This is a genomic window from Streptomyces sp. NPDC003077 (assembly GCF_040611095.1).
Lineage (GTDB): Bacteria > Actinomycetota > Actinomycetes > Streptomycetales > Streptomycetaceae > Streptomyces.
Window position 1 is genome coordinate 1 of record NZ_JBEXNM010000068.1, and the last position, 20032, is coordinate 20032.

Sequence of the window (20032 nt, forward strand, 5' to 3'; positions counted from 1 at the left end):
GCCGCTCCCCCGCCAGCATCCGGCCCACCGGCTGCCAGGTCATGCGGTAGGACCAGCCGTCCACGGCGTTCCGCTCGCGCCGCTGCCGCCGCCACGCGGACAGCTTCGGCACGACGACGTCCAGTTCCTCGGCGCTCAGCCCCAGCGTGCCGGCCAGCGCCTGCGCGTCCTCCCGCTCCACGCTCGCCCAGAACTCGGCGTCGGCCGGGTCCTCGACGAACTCGGTGACCGGGGTCTCCAGCCAGAACCGCTGCTGCTGGAAGGCGTACGTCGGCAGCTCGACGCGCCGCGCGCCCGGGAAGAGCGCGTGCCAGTCGGGCGAGATGCCGTGAACGTGCAGTTCGGCCAGGGCGGCGGCCAGGGCCCGGGGCTCGGGCCGGTCGGCCCGCAGCAGCGGCACGGCCACCACCTCGGGCACGCAACCCTGCGCCATCCCACTGAGGACGCCACCGGGGCCGATCTCCACGAAGGTGGTGACGCCCAGGTCGTGCAGGGTGCGCACCCCGTCCGCGAAACGAACGGCCTCGCGGACGTGACGGACCCAGTAATCGGCCGTGTAGGGCTCGGCCAGCGCACCCGTCACGTTCGAGACGACGGGGATCGTCGGCTCGGCGTACGTCAGCCCGCGCGCCACCGCCGCGAACTCGTCCAGCATCGGATCCATCAACGGCGAGTGGAACGCGTGGCTGACCTTCAGACGCGAAGTCTTCCGCCCCTCGGCCGCAAAGTGCTCGGCCACCGCTATGACAGCGTCCTCGGCACCCGAGATGACCACCGACTGCGGCCCGTTCAGCGCCGCGATCCCGACACTCTCCGACAGGTGCGGCAGGACCTCGTCCTCCGTCGCCTGAATCGCCACCATCGCCCCACCGGACGGCAGCGCCTGCATCAACGAGGCACGAGCGGAGACGAGCTTCGCCGCGTCATCCAGGGACAGCACCCCGGCGACGTGCGCCGCAGCGATCTCGCCCACCGAGTGCCCGGCCACATAATCCGGCCGGATGCCCCAGGACTCCAGCAGCCGGAACAACGCCACCTCGATGGCGAACAACGCCGGCTGCGTCACCCCCGTCGGCGTCAGGTCCTCCACATCCACGGCCACATCGAGCCGCGCACACACCTCGTCATAAGCCGCCGCGAACACCGGATAGGACGCATACAGCTCACGCCCCATCCCCACCCGCTGCGACCCCTGCCCCGAGAACAGGAAGCCCAGCTTGCCGCCGCCCCGGGTGGAGCCCTCCACCACGGACGCGGAGGGCGTGCCGGAGGCCAACGCCCGGACGCCCTCGGCCAGTTCGTCCAGGCTGCCGCCCACGACCGCCGCGCGCCGCTCCCAGGCGGCCCGCGTCGTGGCCAGCGAGAAGGCGACGTCGGTCACCGGGAGCTCCGCGCCGTCCGCCGTCACCAGGGCCAGCAGCCGGGCCGCCTGCTCGCGCAGGGCGGTCTCGCTCCGCGCGGACAGCACCCACGGCACCACCCCGGGCGCCACGGCCGAACGGACGGGGGCGGGCGCCGCGTCCTCGTCCGCTTCCTCCTCCGTCGCCACCGGAGCCTGCTCGATGATCGTGTGGGCGTTGGTGCCGCTGACGCCGAAGGAGGAGACGGCGGCCCGGCGCGGGCGGTCGGTCTCCGGCCAGGGCACGGACTCCGTGAGGAGCCGGACGCCGCCCGCGGACCAGTCCACCCGCGGCGTGGGCTCGTCCACGTGCAGGGTGGGCGGCAGTTCGCCGTTCCGGATGGCCATGACCATCTTGATGATCCCGGCCACGCCCGCCGCCGCCTGGGTGTGCCCGATGTTGGACTTGATCGAGCCGAGCCACAGCGGCTGGTCGCCGGTGTGCTCCTGCCCGTAGGTCGCGAGCAGGGCCTCGGCCTCGATGGGGTCGCCGAGGGTGGTGGCGGTGCCGTGTGCCTCGACCGCGTCGATCTGCGCGGCGGACAGGCGGGCGCTGTCCAGGGCGGCCTGGATCACGCGCATCTGGGAGGGGCCGTTCGGCGCCGTCAGGCCGTTGGAGGCGCCGTCCTGGTTGACGGCGGAGCCGCGGACGACGGCGAGGACGTCGTGGCCGTTGCGGCGGGCGTCGGAGAGGCGTTCCAGCAGCAGGATGCCGACGCCCTCGGACATGCCGGTGCCGTCGGCGGTGGACGAGAACGCGCGGCAGCGGCCGTCCGGGGACAGGCCGCGCTGCCGGCTGAAGGCGAGGAAGGTGTTGGGGGTGGCCATGACGGTGGCGCCGCCCGCCAGCGCGAGGGAGCACTCGCCCTGCCGCAGCGCCTGCACGGCCAGGTGGAGGGCGACCAGCGAGGACGAGCACGCGGTGTCCACCGTCACCGCCGGGCCCTCAAGACCGAAGGTGTAGGAGAGGCGGCCGGAGATCACGGCGCCGGTGTTGGCGGTGACGAGGTGGGACTCGATCTCCTCGTTGCCGCGCTCCTGGAGGTAGGCGTGGTCCTGCCCGTTGGTGCCGACGAAGACGCCGGCGCGGCTGCCGCGCACGGTCGCCGGGTCGATCCCGGCCCGCTCGAACGCCTCCCAGGAGGTCGCCAGCAGCAGCCGCTGCTGCGGGTCCATGACCAGCGCCTCGCGCGGCGAGATGCCGAAGAACGCCGGGTCGAAGTCGCCCGCGTCGTGCAGGAACCCGCCGTCGCGGACATAGGTCGTACCGGCCCGCTCGGGGTCCGGGTCGTAGAGCGTCTCCATGTCCCAGCCGCGGTCGGTGGGGAACGGGGAGATCGCGTCGGCGCCCGAGGAGACCAGCCGCCACAGGTCCTCGGGGGATGCCACGCCGCCCGGGAAGCGGCAGGCCATCCCGACGATGGCGATCGGCTCGGTGTCCTTGGCCTCCAACTCCCCCAGCTGCCGGCGGGTCTGGCGCAGATCCACCATCACGCGCTTGAGGTAGTCCCTGAGCTTGTCGTCGTTCGACATGTGTTTCGTCCTCGGTGAGCAGTGCGGTGGAAGAAGTGGGAGGGGCCCGTTCGCGGGCGGGAAGCGGGCGATGGAGCTCGCGTTCCCGGCCGGGACGGCCGGCGTCGATCGGGGAGCGGGGCAGCGGGTCGGTGGCCTTGGGCGCCCGGCCGGGGAGCGGGTCGGTGGGACCTGCTTCCCGGCCGGGTGGCGGATCAGCGGGAGCCGAGTTCCTGGTCGATGAGGTCGAACATCTCGTCGTCGGTGACCGCGTCGAGGTCGTCCAGGTCGTCGTCGGTGCCGGGGAGGCCGCTCGGGGCCTCGGCGGCCTGGTGGCCGTCGGTCCATTTCCACAGCAGCGACTTGAGGCGGGCGGTGATCTTGGCGCGGGCCTCGTCGTCCGCCCCGTCCGTCCCGCCCGTGCCGATCGCGGCGAGTCCGGCCTCCAGCCGGTCCAGGTCCTCGAACACCGGCAGCGCGGCGGCCGTCACGTCGAGAACGAGTTCCTTGTGGAGGAGCCGGGCGATGGCGAGCGGGTTCGGGTGGTCGAAGACGAGGGTGGGCTTGAGTCGCAGGCCGGTCGCGGCGTTGAGCCGGTTGCGCAGCTCGACGCTGGTCAGGGAGTCGAAGCCGATGTCGCGGAAGGCGGTGCCGGGTTCGATCCGGGACGGGTCGGCGATGTTGAGCGCCGCCGCCGCCTGGTTGCGTACGAGGTCGAGCAGCACCTTCTCCTGGTCGGCCTCCGCCATCCCCGCGAGTCGGCGGGCGAACGCGGGCGCCTGGCCGGCGTCCGCCTGCTGCTCGGCGGTACGCGCCTGCGGCACCAGCCCCCGGAAGACGGCGGGCAGCATGCCGGAACGGGCCATCGCCCGCAGGCCCGCGAAGTCCAGCCGCACGGGGACGGCCACCGGCGTTTCGCCGGCCACCGCCGCGTCAAAGAGCGCGAGCCCTTCGGCGGGGGTCAGCGGGGCGATGCCCGCCCGGCCCATGCGGCCTCGGTCCGCGTCGGAGATCCGGTCGCCCAGGCCGCCGTTGTCGGTCCACAGGCCCCAGGCCAGGGAGGTGGCGGGCAGCCCGGCCGCACGGCGCAGCTCGGCGAGCCCGTCCAGGAACGCGTTGCCCGCCGCGTAACCGCCCGCGCCCGCGCTCCCCAGCACCCCGGCCAGCGAGGAGAACAGGACGAACGCCGCGAGGTCTTGGTCCCGCGTCAACTCGTGCAGGTACAGCGCGCCGTCGGCCTTGGGCCGCAGGACGGTGTCCAGCCGCGCCGCGTCCAGCGCGGTGACCACGCCGTCGTCGAGCGCGGCTGCCGCGTGGACGACGGCGACGAGCGGGTGCTCGGCGGGGATGGTCGCCAGCAGCTCGGCCAGGGCCGCGCGGTCCGCGACGTCACAGGCCGCGACGTCGACGTGCGCGCCGAGCGCGGAGAGTTCCGCGCACAGCTCCGCGATGCCGTCGGCCGCCCGGCCCCGGCGGCTGACCAGCAGCAGCCTGCGGGCGCCGCGCTCGGCGACAAGGTGCCGGGCGAGCGACCGCCCGAGCCCGCCGGTGGCGCCGGTGAGCAGGACGGTGCCGTGGGGGTTCCAGGCGGGGGTGGTGGCGTCCTCGGCTGGGGCGGGGGCCTCCGGGGCGGGGATGCGGTCCAGGCGGGGGGCGAGGACCCGGCCGCCGCGTACGGCGAGCTGGGGTTCGTCGAGGGCGGCCAGGGTGGCGGGGGCGGTCCCCTCGGGGTTTCCGGGGTTTCCGGTGAGGCCCCAGCTTTCGGCCGCCGCCGCGTCCGCGTCCACCAGCAGCAGGCGGCCCGGGTGCTCGGACTGGGCGGACTTCACCAGCCCGGTCACGGCGGCGTGCGCCAAATCCGGGCCGGGCGCGGGCTCCGCGCCCTCGTTCGTCGCGCCGTCACAGGAGACGGCGCCCCGGGTGACGATCACGAGCCGAGCGTCCGCGAACCGCTCCTCGGTCACCCAGTCCTGCACGACCGCGAGCACGGCGCTCAGCGCGCGCCGCGTCACGGCGGCGGTGTCCTGCGATGCGCCGTCGTCACCGGAAGGTGCCGCGGCATCCACCGGGCAGGGGAAGAGGACGTACGCGGGCAGCGGCGTCCCGGCGTCCACGGCCCGACGCAGCGCCTCCAGGTCCGCGAACCGAAGGAACCCGTCGTCGGAGCTCGGCCCGGAGCCGGAGCCCGCAGCGTCGTCGGCTCGTCCGCCGATGACCGCCCAGCCGGGACCGTCATCGGAGTCCGCACCCGGCCCGTTCGAGCCGGCAGCAGGCACGTGACCGAGATCCTGCTCCTCCCACACCACCTCGAACAGCCACCGCCGGTCCCGCGCCCGGGACGCCAGCACCTGCTGGGCCGTCGTCGGCCGGTTCAGTACGGCGTCCACCGAGGCCACCGGGTTGCCGTCCGCGTCGGCCAGTTCCACCGACGCGCCCCCGTCCCCTTCCGGACGGACGTGCACCCGCACCACCCCGGCCCCCGTGGCGTGCAGCGACACACCGCTCCACGCCACCGGCAGCGTCAGCGCGGCCGGTTCGCCGTCCGCGCGCCCCAGGGCGAGGGTCCACAGCGCGGCCTCCAGGAGGGCGGGGTGCAGACCGTAACGGTCCGCGCGCCCGCGTTCCGTCTCCGGCAGCGCCACCTCGGCATACAGGTCGCCATCCGCGCGCCACGCCGCGCGCAGCCCCGGGAACGCGGTGCCGTAGTGCCGGCCCGGCTCGTCCGCCAGCGCGTCCGCGATCGCCTCGTCCGTTACGGGCTCCGCGCCCACCGGGGGCCAGACCACCAGGTCGAACTCCGCCGCCGGGGCCTGCGCCGTCACCGTGCCGGTGGCGTGGCAGGTCCACGGCTCGTCCGGTTCCGCGTCGCCGCCGACCGCGCGGCTGTGGATGCTCACGGGACGGCGGTCGGGATCTCCGTCCCCGTCCCCGACCCGCACCTGAATGCGGACGGCGCCCTGATCGGCGAGCACCAGCGGAGAGAGCAGGTCGAGCTGGTCGAGACGCGGGCACCCCGCCTCCCGGCCCGCGCGCAGCGCCAGCTCCACGAAGACGCTCGCGGGCACGACCGGCACCCCGCCGATCGTGTGCTCCGCCAGCCACGACTGCCCGCTCGCCGACAACTGGCCGGTGAGCAGGACATCCCGCCCCTCGGCCTGCTCCACCACCGCGCCGAGCAGCGGGTGATCGGAGGAGTCGAGCCCGGCCGCCGACACGTCGAGCGCTTCCGTGCTCTCCAGCCAGTACCGCTCGCGCTGGAAGGCGTAGGTCGGCAGCTCGACGCGCTGGGCGCCGGGGAAGAACGCCCGCCAGTCCGGCGAAACACCGTGGACGTGAAGCTGCGCGAGCGCCGTCGTCAGCGCCTGCGGCTCGGGGCGGTCGGTACGGAGCGCGGGAACGGTGAGCGGGTCCTCGTCCGGCAGACAGCCCTGCGCCAGGGCGGTCAGCACACCGCCGGGGCCGATCTCCACGAAGGTCGTCACGCCGAGGTCGTGCAGGGTGCGCACCCCGTCCGCGAAACGGACGGCCTCGCGGACGTGCCGCACCCAGTAATCGGCGGTGTGCGGCTCGGCCAGCGCCCCTGTCACGTTCGAGACGACGGGGATCGAGGGCTCGGCGTAGGACAGGCTGCGGGCGATGGCCGCGAACTCGTCCAGCATCGGATCCATCAACGGCGAGTGGAACGCGTGGCTGACCTTCAGACGGGACGTCTTGCGGCCCTGAGCGGTGAAGACCTCCGCCACCGCCGTAACAGCGTCCTCGGCACCCGAGATGACCACCGACTGCGGGCCGTTGAGCGCCGCGATACCGACGTCCTCCGTCAGGTGCGGAAGGACCTCGTCCTCCGTCGCCTGGATCGCGATCATCGCGCCACCGGAGGGCAGGGCCTGCATCAGCGAGGCACGCGCGGAGACGAGCTTCGCGGCGTCGGCCAGCGACAGAACCCCGGCCACATGCGCGGCAGCGATCTCCCCCACCGAATGCCCGGCCACGTAATCCGGCCGCACACCCCACGACTCCAGCAACCGGAACAACGCCACCTCAATGGCGAACAACGCCGGCTGCGTCACCCCCGTCTGCGACAGATCATCCCCGTCCACGGCCACGTCCAGGTGCGCGCACACCTCGTCATAAGCCGCCGCGAACACCGGATAGGACGCATACAACTCACGCCCCATCCCGACCCGCTGCGACCCCTGACCCGAGAACAAGAACCCGACCTTGCCCGGACGCGGCCGACCGATGACCACACCGGCCGACGACTTGTCGGCCGCCAACTCCCGGAGTCCGTCGAGCAGTTCCTCGCGCGACTCTCCCACCACGGCGGCGCGCACATCCAACGCCGCCCGCGACGTGGCCAGCGACCAGCCCACGTCACCGGACGAGAAGCTCGCGTCCAGAGCACCCAGCAGCCGCGCCGCCTGGGCCCGCAGCGCCGCCTCCGTCTTGGCGGACAGTACCCACGGCAGGACGGGCGGCTGTGCGGCGACCGTCACCGTCTCCGACGGACCGGCGGCGTCCCCGGCCTCCTCGTTCTCGTCCTCCTCCGGCGCCTGCTCCACGATCACGTGTGCGTTCGTGCCGCTGATCCCGAAGGAGGAGACACCGGCGCGGCGCGGGTGGTCGGTCTGCGGCCAGTCCGCCGGGTCGGTCAGCAGCTCGACGCGGCCGGCCGTCCAGTCGACCTGGGGGGTGGGGGCGTCGACGTGCAGGGTGCGGGGCAGGACGCCGTGCCGCATGGCCAGGACCATTTTGATGACGCCCGCGACACCCGCCGCCGCCTGCGTGTGGCCGATGTTGGACTTGACCGAGCCGAGGAGCAGGGGGCGTTCGCGGTCCTGGCCGTAGGTGGCCAGCAGGGCCTGGGCCTCGATGGGGTCGCCGAGGCTGGTGCCGGTGCCGTGGGCCTCGACGGCGTCGATCTCTTCGGCGGAGAGCTGGGCGTTGGCCAGGGCCTGGAGGATGGCGCGCTGCTGGGACGGGCCGTTGGGCGCGGTGAGGCCGTTGGAGGCGCCGTCCTGGTTGACGGCGGAGCCGCGGACGACGGCGAGGACCGGGTGGCCGTTGCGGCGGGCGTCGGAGAGCCGTTCGACCAGCAGCAGGCCGACGCCCTCGGACCAGGCCGCGCCGTCGGCCGCCGCCGCGAAGGACTTGCAGCGGCCGTCGGGGGCGAGCCCGCGCTGACGGCTGAACTCCACGAAGGAGCTGGGGCCCGCCATGACGGTGGCCCCGCCCGCCAGCGCGAGGGAGCACTCGCCCGAGCGCAGGGACTGCACGGCGAGGTGCAGCGCCACCAGGGAGGAGGAGCACGCCGTGTCGATCGTCACCGCCGGGCCTTCGAGGCCGAGGGTGTAGGCGACGCGGCCGGAGGCGACGCTGCCGGAGTTGCCGGTGCTCAGCAGTCCTTCGAGGCCGTCGGGGAGGGTGCCGGTCCGGAAGGCGTAGTCGTGGTACATCAGGCCCGCGAAGACACCGGTCTTGCTGCCGCGCAGGGTCGCCGGGTCGATCCCGGCCCGTTCGAACGCCTCCCAGGACGTTTCCAGCAGCAGGCGCTGCTGGGGGTCCATGGCGAGGGCCTCACGCGGCGAGATGCCGAAGAACTCGGCGTCGAAGTCGGCGGCGTCGTGCAGGAAACCGCCGTGCCGGGTGGTGACCTTGCCGGGCCGGTCGGGGTCGGGGTCGTAGAGGGCGTCCACGTCCCAGCCCCGGTCCGTGGGGAAGCCGGAGATCGCGTCGCCGCCCTCGGCGAGCAGCCGCCACAGGTCCTCCGGGGACTCCACGCCGCCGGGGAACCGGCAGCTCATCCCGATGATCGCGATGGGCTCCCGGTCCCGGCCCTCCAGCTCGCGCACGCGCCGGCGGGCCTGCCGCAGGTCGGTGGTGGCGCGCTTGAGGTAGTCGCGCAGTTTGTCCTCGTTCATCATGTGCTGCCCGCCGTTCATCGTGTGCTGCCCGCTCCTCACGGCCTGCGCGGTTCAGGAGCCGCCGAGCTCTTCGTCCAGCAGCTCGAACAGCTCGTCGTCGCTCGTCGAGCTGAGGTCGTCGTCCTCGGCTCCGCTGTGGTCGTCGCGATCCGTCGGCTGCTCCCCGGTCCAGCGGGCGAGCAGAACCTGGAGCCGCATGGTGATCCTGGTCCGGGTGACGTTGTCGGTCCCGGCGTCCGCCTCGGCGGTGGCCAGCGCGTCCGCGAGCCGGTCGATCTCGTCGAAGACGGAGGCCTGTCCCGGGTCGCCGGGCAGGTCCTTGAGGACCCGCTGGGCGAGGGCCGTGGGCGTCGGGTGGTCGAAGACGAGCGTGGCGGGCAGCCGGAGGCCGGTGGCCTGGTTGAGCCGGTTGCGCAGTTCCACGGCGGTCAGCGAGTCGAAGCCCAGCTCCTGGAAGGCGCGGTCCGGCTGGACCGCCGTCGCCGAACCGTGCCCGAGCACGGCGGCCACCTCCCCTCGGACGAGGTCGAGCACCGCCTCCGCGCGCTCGTCCTCGGTCAGGCCCGCCAGCCGCTGCGTCAGGGGGACGGCCGCACTGGATCCGCTTGGGGCGGGGCGGCGGGTGCCCGTGCCGACCAGCGTCCTGAGCAGCGTGGGCACGGGGGTGCCGGCGTTGCGCAGGGCCGGGAGGTCGAGCCGGGCGGGGACGGCCAGGGCGTGTCCGGAGGCGAGGGCGGCGTCCAGGAGTTCCAGGCCCTCGGTGTCGGAGAGCGGGGTGACGCCGCCCCGGGCGAGCCGGGTCCGGTCGGAGTCGCCCATCTCCCCCGTCATGGTGCCGGTCCGCTGCCACAGGCCCCAGGCGAGCGAGGTCACCGGCCGCCCCTCGGCGCGGCGGCGCTGGGCGAAGGCGTCCAGGTAGGCGTTGGCGGCGGCGTAGTTGGCCTGGCCGGGGGTGCCGAGGGTGCCCGCGAGGGAGGAGAAGAGGACGAAGGCGGTCAGGTCGCTGCCGCCTGCCAGCTCCTCCAGGTTGCGGACGGCGTCCACCTTCGGGCGCAGGACGGTGGCCAGGCGCTCCGGGGTGAGGGAGGCGACCAGGCCGTCGTCGAGGACACCGGCGGTGTGGACGATCGCGCTGACGGGCGGTGCGCTCGCCAGCACCTCGGCCAGGGCGTCCCGGTCGGCCACGTCGCAGGCCGCCCAGGTCACCTCGGCGCCTGCGGCCGTCAGCTCCGCCTCCAGTTCGGCGGCGCCGTCCGCCTCCGCACCACGGCGGCTGACGAGCAGCAGGCGGCTCACCTTGTGCTCGGTGACCAGGTGGCGGGCCACCAGGGCGCCCAGGGCGCCGGAGGCGCCGGTGAGCAGCACCGCGCCGTCGCCGAAGTCCACGGCGGCCTGCGCCTCCGCGCCCTGGGTGGGGCGGGCGAGCCGGGGGACGAGCAGGGCGTCGCCGCGTACGGCGGCCTGCGGTTCGTCGGCGTCGGTGAGTTGGGTGAGGAGGGCGGGGAGGGTCTGGAGGAGGGCGTCGGTCTCCGTGCCGGCCCGGGGGTCGGCGTCCAGGAGCACGACGCGGTCCGGGTTCTCCGACTGGGCGGACCGGGCCAGGCCCCACACCGCCGCCTGCACGGGGTCGGGCACCGACGCGTCGTCCGCACCGGCCCCGGTGGCGACCGCGCCCCGGGTCACGAGCACCAGGCGGCCGGGGCGCTCCTCGGCCAGCCACCAGCGCAGCAGGTCCAGCACCTCGGCGAGGACGTGGTGCACCCGCCGTGCCTCCGGCTCGTCCGGCGCGGTGTCCGCACCCGGCAGCAGGACGGCGAGCGCGTACGCCTCCGGGTCCGCGTCCGCCTCAGGGGACACCGCCCCGGCCGGATCGGCCAACAGCTCCGGAATGTCCGTGCACAGCCGCACGCTCCAGTCGCGGGCCGTCGCGGTGGCCGGGGTGGCCGGGGCGGTGAGCGCGGACCACTCCACCGTGAACAGGGAGTCCCGGGCGCGGCCACGGAGCTGGTCCGCCGCCACCGCGCGCAGCGTCAGCGACTCGACCGAGACGACCGGGCGGCCTGCGTCGTCCGTCGCGGTCAGCGAGACCGCGCCGTCCTCGGCCGGGGCCAGCCGTACGCGCAGGGTGCCGGCTCCGGTCGCGTGCACCGCGGCCCGGGACCAGGCGAAGGGCAGCAACGGGCCGTCGGCGGCCGGGAGCAGGTCGCCCGCGCCGAGGGCGTGCAACGCCGCGTCGAGCAGGGCGGGGTGGATGCCGTACGCGCCCGCGTCGGCGCCGTCCTGAGGGAGGGCCAGTTCGGCGTAGACACCGTCTTCGTGCCGCCAGACGGCACGCAGGCCCTGGAACAGGGGGCCGTACTGCAAGCCCAGGTCCGCCAGGCCGTCGTAGAAGCCCTCCAGCGCGACCGGCTCGGCACCGGCCGGCGGCCAGGCCCCGTCCGCAACAGGCTCCAAGGCCACAGAGTCGGCGCTCGCCAGCGCACCCGACGCGTTGCGCACCCACGGCCCCTCCTCGGCCCGCGAGTGCACGCTCAGCGGACGGCGGCCCGCCTCGTCGGGCGCGCCGACCAGGACCTGAAGGGCGACGCCGCCTCGTTCGGGAAGGATCAGCGGGGCGTGCAGGGTGAGTTCGTCGATCAGGGCGCAGCCGGTCTCGGCCGCCGCGTGGGCGGCCAGTTCGACGAAGGCGGTGCCCGGCAGCAGGACGGTGCCCAGCACCGCGTGATCGGCGAGCCAGGAGTGCGTCTGGAGCGACAGCAGTCCGGTGAGCAGGTGGCCGCCCGCGTCGGGCAGTTCGACGGCGGCACCGAGCAGCGGGTGGTCCGCCGGGCCGAGGCCCGCCGCGCGCACGTCGCCGGTGACCGGTCCGGCGTCGAGCCAGTACCGCTCGTGCTGGAACGCGTACGTCGGCAGGTCGACGGCCCGCGCGCCGGGCAGCGCCGGGCGCCAGTCCACTCCGACGCCGTGCGCGTGGGCCTGGCCGAGCGAGAGCAGGAACCGCCGCCGGCCGCCGTCACCGCGCCGCAGCGTGGGCACGACCACCGCGTCGGCGCCCGCGGCCTCGATGGCGTCCTGCACGCCGGTCAGTTGGACGGGGTGCGGGCTGACCTCGATGAACACATCGTGCCCGGCGTCCAGCGCGGCGCCGATCGCGTCGTGGAAGCGGACGGTCTGGCGCATGTTGCGGTACCAGTACCCGGCGTCGAGCTCCTCGGTCGCCAGGGCCGCGCCGGTCACCGTGGAGTAGAACGGGGCCGCGTCGGCGAGCGGGGTGACCCCGGCGAAGCCCGCGCGGGCGTCCTCCTCGACCTGTTCGATCTGCGGGGAGTGCGCGGCGTAGTCCACGGCGACGCGGCGGGCCTGGATCTGGTGCTCGGCGCAGTGCGCGAGGAGTTCGTCCAGCGCGTCGAGGTCACCGGAGACGACGACCGAGCCGGGGCCGTTGACGGCGCCGATGCCCAGCCGTCCCGCCCACCGGTCGAGCAGGTCGCGGGCCTGCTCCTCCGGCAGCGTCACCGAGGCCATGCCGCCGCGCCGCTGGAGGCCGCGCACCGCGTGACTGCGGCGGGCGACGACGCGGGCGCCGTCCTCCAGGGACAGCGCGCCCGCGACCACCGCCGCGGCCACCTCGCCCTGCGAGTGCCCGATGACGGCGGCGGGCGTGACCCCGTACGCCTTCCACACGGCGGCCAGCGCGACCGTCACGGCCCACAGCACCGGCTGGAGCACGTCCACGCGCTCGGCCGGGATCTCGTCCTCCTGGCGCAGCAGCTCGGTCAGCGACCAGTCGACGTGCGGGGCGAGGGCGCGTTCGCACTCCTCGATCCGCTCGCGGAAGACGGGCGAGGTGCGCAGCATCTCGACGGCCATGCCCGCCCACTGGGAGCCCTGCCCGGGGAAGACGAAGACGGCCTTGCCGCTGGTGCGGGCGGTGCCGGTGACGGCCTCGGGCGGGGTGGTGCCCTGCGCGAGGGCGGTCAGGGCGCGGCGGAAGGTGCCGGGCTGGTCGGCGACGACCACGGCGCGGTGGTCGAAGGCCGCCCGGGTGGTGGCCAGGGAGAAGGCGAGGTCGGCGAGGGCCGGTCGGCGGTCGCCGCCGGTTTCCGCCGACTCCAGGAGGGCTGCCAGGCGGGCGGCCTGGGAGCGCAGGGCGGCTTCCGACTTGCCGGACAGCATCCAGGGCACGGTGTCGAGGTCCGCGGGTTCGGCTTCGGCGGGCGCCGGGGCCTGCTCGTCGGCGTTCGATGAGACGGGCGCATCCGTTCCCGACGAGACCGGCTCAACCGTGCCCGACGGAACCGGCTCGGCGTCCGTCGGCGCCTGCTCGATGATCGTGTGCGCGTTGGTGCCGCTGACGCCGAACGAGGACACGGCTGCCCGGCGCGGACGGTCCGTCGCCGGCCACTCCACGGCCTCGGTCAGCAGCCGCACCGCGCCCGCCGACCAGTCCACGTGCGGGGTGGGCTCGTCCACGTGCAGCGTCTGCGGGAGGACACCGTGCCGCAGCGCCATCACCATCTTGATGACGCCCGCGACACCGGCGGCGGCCTGCGTGTGCCCGATGTTCGACTTCAGCGAACCGAGCCAGAGCGGCTGGTCCGCGTCGCGCTCCTGCCCGTAGGTGGCCAGCAGCGCCTGGGCCTCGATCGGGTCGCCGAGGGTGGTGCCCGTGCCGTGGGCCTCGACGGCGTCCACATCGGAGGCCGACAGCCCGGCCGACGCCAGCGCCGCCCGGATCACCCGCTGCTGCGACGGCCCGTTCGGCGCCGTCAGGCCGTTCGACGCACCGTCCTGATTGACGGCCGATCCACGGACGACGGCCAGCACCGGGTGCCCGTTCCGGCGGGCCTCGCTCAGCCGCTCGACCAGCAGCAGGCCCACGCCCTCGCCCCAGCCCGTGCCGTCCGCACCGGCCGCGAACGCCTTGCAGCGCCCATCCGGTGACAGCCCGCGCTGGCGGCTGAACTCCACGAACACGGTGGGGCTCGCCATGACGGTGACGCCACCGGCGAGCGCCATCTCGCACTCGCCGTTGCGGATCGCCTGGATGGCCAGGTGCAGGGCGACGAGCGAGGACGAGCAGGCGGTGTCCACCGTCACGGCCGGGCCCTCAAGACCGAACGTGTAGGAGAGGCGGCCGGAGGCGACGCTGCCGGAGCCGCCGGTGGTGAGCAGGCCCTCGACGCCGTCCGGCAGTTCACCGGTCCCCTGCCCGTAGTCGTGGTACATCAGGCCGGTGAAGACGCCGGTCCGGCTGCCGCGCAGGGTCGCCGGGTCGATCCCGGCGCGCTCGAAGGTCTCCCACGCCGTCTCCAGCAGCAGGCGCTGCTGCGGGTCCATGGCCAGCGCCTCGCGCGGCGAGATCCCGAAGAACCCGGCGTCGAACCGGTCGGCCTCGTGCAGGAAGCCGCCGTGCGCGGTGTACGACGTGCCGAGGTGCGCCGGGTCGGGGTCGTAGAGGGCGTCGAGGTCCCAGCCCCGGTTGTCGGGGAAGCCGGTGATGCCGTCGCGGCCGGACCGCACCAGGTCCCACAGCTCCTCGGGGGAGCGCACGCCGCCGGGCAGTCGGCAGCTCATGCCGACGATGGCGATGGGGTCGTCCTCAAGGGCCGGTGCCTGCCGCGTGATGGCCGGCGCCGTCTCCCCGTCCGCCCCGAAGAGTTCGGCCGCCAGGTGCCGGGCGAGCGCGTCCGGGGTGGGGTGGTCGAAGACGAGGGTGGCGGACAGGCGCAGGCCGGTGGCCTGGTGGAGGCGGTTGCGCAGTTCGACGGCGGTCAGCGAGTCGAAGCCCAGGCCCTGGAAGGGGTGCGTGGGGTCGATGGCGCGGGCCGAGGCGTGGCCGAGCACGGCTGCGGCCTCCGCGCACACCACGTCCCGCACGGCCGCCAACCGCTCCTCCGGGGGCAGCCCGGCGAACCGGTCGAACGGCGTTCCGGCCCCGGCCGCCCGGGCGGCGGCGCGCCGGGCCGGGACGGCGCGGGCGAAGCCGCGCAGCGGGGCGGGGACGGCGGAGGCGGGCTGGCGGCGCAGGCCCGCCGTGTCCAGACGGACCGGTACGGCCACCGCCGCGTCCCCGGTCAGCGCGGCGTCGAACAGCCGCAGGCCGTCCTCGGTGGACAGCGGGAGCACGCCGCCGCGCGCCATGCGCGACCGGTCGGCCGCGCCGAGCGCGTCCGCCATCGCGCCGTCCTGCTCCCACAGCCCCCAGGCCAGCGAGAGCGTCGGCCGCCCGGCGGCGCGGCGCCGGTGCGCGAAGGCGTCGGCAAAGGAGTTGGCCGCCGCGTAGTTGGCCTGCCCGGGGTTGCCGAGCACACCGGCGACGGACGAGAAGACGACGAGCGGCGTCCGGTCGCCGGTCAGCTCGTCGAGGGTGAACAGCGCGTCGACCTTGGGCGTGAGGACGGTGTCCAGGCGGTCCGGGGTGAGCGCGTGCAGCACGCCGTCGTCCAGCACGCCCGCCGTGTGCACCACGGCGTCGACCGGGGTGCGGCGCAGCACCTCGGCGAGCGCGTCGCGGTCGGCGACGTCGCAGGCGGCCCAGGTCACCTCGGCGCCGGCTGCGGCCAGTTCGGCGGTCAGCTCGTCGGCGCCGTCCGCCGCCGCGCCCCGGCGGCTGACGAGCAGCAGGGAACGTACGCCGTGTTCGGACACGAGGTGGCGGGCGAGGTGGCGGCCCAGCGCGCCGGAGGCGCCGGTGAGGAGGACGGTGCCTTGGAGGACGGGGGTCTTTGGGCGGCCCTCGTCGGCGTCCGCGGGGGCCTGCGCCGCCATCCGGGTCAGGCGCGGGGCGTACAGCTCGCCGTCCCGCACGGCCACCCGGGGCTCGTCGGTGCGTACGGCGGCGACGACCAGCTCGTCCGGGACGTCTCCGGCCCCTGCCGGGCCGTCCTCGTCACCGGCTGTCTCCGGCCCGGCTTCCAGCAGCAGGACGCGGTCCGGGTGCTCCGACTGCGCCGAGCGGATCAGGCCGCCGGCCGCCGCGTGGGCGAGGTCGTCGCCACGGACGAGCAGCACCAGGCGGGCGTCCGCGCGGTCCTCGGCCAGCCACCACTGAAGCAGCCGCAGCACCTCGGCGGTGACGGCGCGGACCCGCGCGGCCTCGGTGAGCGTGCCGGAGTCCGCGCCATCGGGCCCGGGTGCGGCCTCGCCGTCCTGGCAGGGCACCACGTCCGGGCAGGGCACCACCACGGCGCCGCTCTCCGGCAACGGCTGCTCGGCGTCCATCAGCGCGGCGACGTCGGGGAACCGGATGACGGACAGGGAGCCCGTGCCCTCCTCCGTCGGCGCGGGCAGCCGCACCCACTCCACCCCGTACAGCGCGTCGTCCGCCGTCCCCTCCCCCGCCTGCTCGCGGAGTTGGTGTGCGGCGATCCGGCGGAGGGTCAGTTCCTCGACGGTGGCGACGGGCTCCCCGGCGGCGTCGGCCACCAGGAGCGCGTAAGCGTCAGGACCGGCCGGGGTCAGCCGTACGCGGACGGTGGCCGCGCCGGTGGCCCGTACGGTCACGCCGGACCACGCGAAGGGCAGCAGCGGACCGTCAGCCTCCCCGGACCGCTCCGGGTCGTCCTCCCGGCCGTCCCCGCCCGCCGCGAGCGCGTGCAGCGCGGCGTCCAGGAGGGCGGGGTGCAGCACGAAGGCGTCCGCGTCCGTGCCGTCCGGGAGGGCGAGTTCGGCGTGGATCTCCTCGCCCGCGCGCCACACGCCGCGCAGGCCGCGGAACGCCGGCCCGTACTCCAGGCCGAGCCCGTGCAGCCGCTCGTAGAAACCGTCCAGCGACACCGGCTCGGCACCGGCCGGAGGCCAGGCGGCGGGCAGCGGCTCCACGGAGTCCGACGCGGCCTCCGCCACGAAGCCGCTCGCGTGCCGGACCCAGGGCAGGTCCGCGTCCTCGTCCGGGCGCGCGTGGACGGTCAGCGGGCGGCGGCCGGTGCCGTCGTCCGCGCCGACCCACACCTGTACCGCGACGCCGCCGCGTTCGGGCAGCACCAGCGGCGCTTCGAGCGTCAGGTCGCGCAGTGTGCCGCAACCGGCCTCGTCGGCCGCGCGCACGGCCAGTTCGACGAAGGCGGTGCCGGGCAGCAGCGCGCTGCCGAGGACGGCGTGGTCGGCCAGCCATGGGTGCGTGCGCAGCGACAGCCGACCGGTCAGCAACCGCTCGTCGCCACCGGCCAGCGTCACGGCGGCGCTCAGCAACGGGTGGTCGGCGGCGCCCAGCCCGGCCGCGCGCACGTCGCCCGCGCCGGGGGCGGGCGCGATCCAGTACCGCTCGCGCTGGAACGCGTACGTGGGCAGCGGGACGCGGCGGGCGCCGGGGAAGTAGGCGGCCCAGTCGGGGCTGACCCCGTGGGCGTGGAGTTCGCCGATCGCCGTCGTGAGCGCGTCCGGTTCCGGGCGGTCGGCGCGCAGCACGGGGACGGTGAGCGCGTCGGCGTCCTCCAGGCAGCCCTGGGCGAGGGCGCTGAGCACGCCGCCGGGGCCGATCTCGACGAAGGTGGTGACGCCGTGCTCGTGCAGGGTGCGCACGCCGTCGGCGAAGCGGACGGCGTCCCGGACGTGCCGGACCCAGTAGTCGGCGGTGTAGGGCTCGGCGAGCGCGCCCGTGACGTTGGAGACGACGGGGATGGTCGGCTCGGCGTACGTCAGACCGCGCGCCACGGCCGCGAACTCGTCCAGCATCGGGTCCATCAGCGGCGAGTGGAACGCGTGGCTGACCTTCAGGCGGGAGGTCTTACGGCCCTGAGCGGAGAAGTGCTCGGCCACCGCCGTGACGCCCGCCTCGTCGCCCGAGACGACCACCGAGCGGGGGCCGTTGAGCGCCGCGATCCCGATCCCGTCCGTCAGGTGCGGCAGGACCTCATCCTCCGTCGCCTGAATCGCGATCATCGCGCCACCGGACGGCAGCGCCTGCATCAACGACGCCCGCGCGGAGACGAGCTTCGCCGCATCGGCCAGGGACAGCACCCCCGCGACGTGCGCCGCCGCAATCTCGCCCACCGAGTGCCCGGCCACGTAATCCGGCCGGATGCCCCACGACTCCAGCAGCCGGAACAACGCCACCTCGATGGCGAACAGCGCGGGCTGCGTCACCCCGGTCTGGGACAGGTCATCCGCGTCCACGGCGATGTCCAGGTGCGCACACACCTCGTCGTACGCGGCGGCGAAGGCCGGGTACGCGGCATACAGCTCCCGGCCCATGCCGGAGCGCTGCGAACCCTGCCCCGAGAACAGGAACCCGACCCGGCCCTTCCCGGCCGTGTGGCCGCTCAGCACGCCCGGCGCGGTCTCGCCCGCGGCCACGGCGCGCAGGCCGTCCGCGAGCTGGGCGGCCGTCTCGCCCACCACCACGGCGCGGTGTTCGAGGGCGGCGCGGGTGGCGGCCAGGGAGTAGGCGAGGTCGGTGAGGGGGGCGGGGGCCTCCTCACCGCCCGCGCCCGTCAGCGACTCGACGTGCGGCAGCAGGCGGGCGGCCTGGGCCCGCAGGGCCGATTCCGTCCGGCCGGACAGGACCCAGGGGAGCGGGCCGGTGGGGGTGGGCGGAGCGGTGTCTCCGGTGGTCCCGGAGGTCCGCCCCGTGCCGGTGCCGCCGGGGTTCTCCGCGGCCGGACCGGCGTCCGACGCACCGGCCGTCGCCGGCGCGTCCCCCTTACCGTTCCCGGCGGGCAGGTCTGCCGCCGGGCTCTCCCCCGCGGAGCCGTCCTCCGCCGGGTGCTCTTCCGGCGACTCTTCGGCCGCCGGGGCTTCTTCGATGATCGTGTGCGCGTTGGTGCCGCTGATGCCGAACGACGAGACGGCGGCGCGGCGCGGCTCGCCGTTACCCGGCCACGGCACGGACTCGGTCAGCAGCCGGACGCCGCCCGCCGACCAGTCGACGTGCGGGGTGGGCTCGTCCACGTGCAGGGTCCGGGGCAGCGCGTCGTTGCGCATGGCCATGACCATCTTGATGACGCCGGCCACACCGGCCGCCGCCTGGGTGTGCCCGATGTTGGACTTGATCGAGCCGAGCCACAGCGGCCGGTCCTCGGACCGCTCCCGCCCGTAGGTGGCGAGCAGCGCCTGCGCCTCGATCGGGTCGCCGAGCCTGGTGCCCGTGCCGTGCGCCTCCACCGCGTCCACCTGTCCGGCGGTCAGCTTCGCGGCGGCCAGCGCCTGGCGGATCACGCGCTGCTGGGACGGGCCGTTGGGCGCCGTCAGGCCGTTCGACGCGCCGTCCTGGTTGACGGCGGAGCCGCGGACGACCGCCAGCACCTCGTGCCCGTTCCGACGGGCATCGCTCAGCCGCTCCACCAGCAGCAGGCCCACGCCCTCGCCCCAGCCCGTGCCGTCCGCACCGGCCGCGAACGCCTTGCAGCGCCCGTCGGGGGCGAGCCCGCGCTGACGGCTGAAGCCGATGAAGGTGGCGGGCCCGACCATCGCCGTGACGCCGCCCGCGACGGCCAGCTCGCACTCGCCGTTGCGCAGTGCCTGAACGGCCAGGTGGAGGGCGACGAGCGAGGACGAGCAGGCGGTGTCGACCGTCACCGCCGGGCCCTCAAGACCGAAGGTGTAGGCGATGCGGCCGGAGGCCACACTGCCCGAACTGCCGGTGCCGAGGTACCCCTCCAGGTCCTCGGGGGCGTTCTGCAGGGCGGCCAGGAACTCGTGGTTCATGACGCCGGCGAACACGCCGGTCCGGCTTCCGGCGAGCGTGGTGACGTCGATGCCCGCGCGCTCGAACAGCTCCCAGGACGCCTCCAGCAGCAGCCGCTGCTGCGGGTCCATGGCCAGCGCCTCGCGCGGCGAGATCCCGAACAGCCCGGCGTCGAACCGCGCCAGGTCGCTCAGGAAGGCGCCCTCACGGGAGTAGCTGGTGCCCCGGTGCTCCGGGTCCGGGTCGTAGAGCGCGTCCAGGTCCCAGCCGCGGTCCTCGGGGAACGGGGTGACCGCGTCCCGGCCTTCGGAGACCAACTCCCACAGCTCTTCCGGGGAATTGACGCCGCCCGGGTAGCGGCAGCTCATGCCGACGATGGCGATGGGTTCGCCGGCGGCGTCCTCGTGGTCGCGAAGACGCCGCCGGGTCTCCTGGAGATCTGCGGTGACGCGCTTCAGGAAATAGCGGAGCTTGTCCTCGTTGGTCGTCACCGAATTCGTTCCTCACCCTTGCGCGAAGACCTACCGGAATACGGCAAGGGTGCGGTACGAACTTCCGCCGGGGCTCCTC

At 75.0% G+C, this 20032-nt stretch carries 3 protein-coding genes; all 3 read right to left on the reverse strand.

The window, feature by feature from the left end:
* The coding region (locus tag ABZX96_RS31310) for a beta-ketoacyl synthase N-terminal-like domain-containing protein (protein ID WP_355550906.1) at positions 1–2932 on the reverse strand (2932 nt) is incomplete at its 3' end.
* Positions 2933–3126: 194 nt separating this feature from the next.
* A complete protein-coding gene (locus ABZX96_RS31315) occupies positions 3127–8853 on the reverse strand; it encodes an SDR family NAD(P)-dependent oxidoreductase (protein ID WP_355550908.1) in 5727 nt (1908 codons plus the stop codon).
* Positions 8854–8886: 33 nt separating this feature from the next.
* Positions 8887–19953 carry a type I polyketide synthase gene (locus ABZX96_RS31320; protein ID WP_355550910.1) on the reverse strand — a complete coding sequence of 3689 codons (11067 nt, stop codon included), beginning with the start codon at positions 19951–19953 and terminating at the stop codon, positions 8887–8889.
* Between the last annotated feature and the right edge of the window lie 79 nt (positions 19954–20032).